We start from the raw sequence: 594 nt of genomic DNA, 5'->3' as shown, positions 1-594 counted from the left end.
TTGGATAACTTCTCCAGTCTTACCACTTACATTTTGCATAGAACTTGTAATCTCTTCTACTGCTTGAGCTGTTTGTTCTAAAGAGGAAGCTTGGGAATTTGTTAAATTAGTAAGATTAGTTACTGCTTGAGCAAGAGATTTAGCTTCATTACTTAATGTTTGAGCAAAGTTTGAACTTGTTGAGAGCATTTTTCTAATTTCTTCTCCTAGAGTATTTGTAACAACTTCTACTCTACCACTTGCATCTTTTACTTCTGTGGTGAAGTCGAGTTTAGTATAGCTATCAAATACTCTTGCTATTTCATTGGTATCACTTCCTATTTTTGTTTGTAAATCATCAAGCATATGATTAAGCACATTTTTTAATTCATTAAGCTGTGGATTATGAGGAGTTTCTGTAATTCTTGCTCTAAAGTCTCCAGATTCTATGGTTTTTGCAGTTAAAACTGATTGTTCTACAGCTTTAGAATCTTGTTCTAAACCAGCTTTTGTTTTTTGAATATTATCATTAATAGCATTACCCATTTCACCTAATTCATCTTGAGCAACAATCTTAAGAGGTTGTGGTGCATCTTTGCGTTCGTGGTTGAGATA

The 594-nt window shown here is 33.2% G+C and carries 1 protein-coding gene; it reads right to left on the bottom strand.

Annotated features, from left to right (window positions below):
- Positions 1-594 (bottom strand): HAMP domain-containing protein (locus LS66_RS10005; RefSeq protein ID WP_138092145.1); only part of this gene is annotated, 594 nt, incomplete at both ends.

It is taken from the genome of Helicobacter sp. MIT 03-1614, from assembly GCF_000762925.2.
Taxonomy (GTDB): domain Bacteria; phylum Campylobacterota; class Campylobacteria; order Campylobacterales; family Helicobacteraceae; genus Helicobacter_C; species Helicobacter_C hepaticus.
The sequence above is the reverse complement of the archived record's forward strand: the minus strand, read 5'-3'. Positions and strand labels throughout refer to the sequence as shown.